At 72.0% G+C, this 1,299-nt stretch carries 3 protein-coding genes; 1 reads left to right on the plus strand and 2 read right to left on the minus strand.

Annotated features, from left to right (window positions below; translation table 11 throughout):
* On the plus strand, positions 1-234 hold a 234-nt coding region (locus Ato02nite_RS51105), incomplete at its 5' end, for a substrate-binding domain-containing protein (RefSeq protein ID WP_213013986.1).
* Here the strand turns inward: Ato02nite_RS51105 and Ato02nite_RS51110 are convergent.
* Together Ato02nite_RS51110 and galK are read right to left on the minus strand one after the other, a co-directional pair.
* Positions 231-422 (minus strand): hypothetical protein, encoded by a 192-nt coding sequence (locus tag Ato02nite_RS51110; protein ID WP_213013987.1) that lies wholly within the window; start codon positions 420-422, stop codon positions 231-233. The two genes, Ato02nite_RS51105 and Ato02nite_RS51110, sit on opposite strands and share 4 nt — an antisense overlap.
* A 28-nt stretch (positions 423-450) precedes the next feature.
* A partial coding sequence (galK, locus tag Ato02nite_RS51115) for a galactokinase (RefSeq protein WP_213013988.1) occupies positions 451-1,299 on the minus strand: 849 nt, incomplete at its 5' end.

Genomic DNA, 1,299 nt, shown 5'->3' on the forward strand with positions numbered 1-1,299 from the left:
CTCGACGTGCCCGGCGACATCGCCGTGATCGGTTTCGACGGGATCGACGAGGGGCGCTACAGCACGCCGTCGCTGAGCACCATCGCCCCGGACACCGGCCGGATCGCCCAGCTAGCGGTCGACCTGCTGGCCGAGCGGCTGGGCGGCGGGCCGGCCGCCGCCGTGCCACCCCGGGCGATCTGCGTCGGGCACCGCCTGGTGGCCCGGGAGAGCACCCTGGGCCGGTCGCGCTAGGAGTCGTCGTGGTCCCGGTCGGTGGCCTCTTCGATCGCATGCGTGATCGAGCCGGTCAGATCACCGGCAGGCACCGCGATGCTCTCGCCGTCGACCTGCTCGGGTGACCGGGTGTCCGGCTCCGGCTCCGGCGCCGTGGCGCCCCCGCTGAAGCCGAACTCGTTGGGCTGGTCCGTTTCCTGCGTCATGCCCACCGATTACCCGGTGGGACAGCTTCTAAAGCCGGGTGGCGCCCGGACCGGCGGTAGCGATCCAGCAGGTGGGAGCGGTGAAATCAGCCTCCGCGTAGGCCGCCTCGACCGCCGCGACGGTCTCGTCGGCCCGGTCGGCGTCGATCAGCGCGAGCACGCAGCCGCCGAAACCACCACCGGTCATCCGGGCACCGTACGCACCGGCCGCGAGCGCCGACTCGACCGCGATGTCGACCTGCGGGACGGTGATCTCGAAATCTTCCCGCATCGAGGCGTGCGACGCGGTGAGCAGCGGCCCGATGTCCCGGGTGCGCCCGGCCCGCAGCAGCTCGACCGTGTCGAGCACCCGCTGGTTCTCGGTGACGATGTGCCGCACCCGGCGGCGCATCACGTCGTCGTCGAGCTTGCCGAGCGCGTCGTCCAGGTCGGCCGGCGTGACGTCACGCAGCGCGGCCACTCCGAGGATGTGCGCGGCCTCCTCGCAGGATTTGCGGCGGGCGCCGTACTCCCCGTCGACGTGCTGGTGCGGGGCGTTGCTGTTGATCACCAGGATGGCCAGGCCCTCGGCAGCCAGATCGAACGGGATCTGGTCGATCTCGTACGTCCGGCAGTCCAGGAACAGCGCGCGCCCCTCCTGGCAACGGATCGACGCGGACTGGTCGAGGATGCCGGTGGGCGCGCCGACGTAGACGTTCTCGGCCCGTTGGGCCAGTGCCGGTCGCTTCGCCAGCGGCAGGTCGAGGCGGCCCAGGTCGATCAGCGCGGTGAGCACCGACGACTCCAGCGCGGCCGACGATGAGAGGCCGGAGCCGAGCGGCACATCCGAGTCGATGGCGATGCGGGCACCGGGCACGTCGAAGCCGGCGTCCCGCAG

The organism is Paractinoplanes toevensis (assembly GCF_018332695.1).
Taxonomy (GTDB): domain Bacteria; phylum Actinomycetota; class Actinomycetes; order Mycobacteriales; family Micromonosporaceae; genus Actinoplanes; species Actinoplanes toevensis.

Bases quoted from the DNA above. Each gene is read 5' to 3' on its own strand.
- Ato02nite_RS51110 (WP_213013987.1), bottom strand. From the start codon at position 422: ATGACGCAGGAAACGGACCAGCCCAACGAGTTCGGCTTCAGCGGGGGC.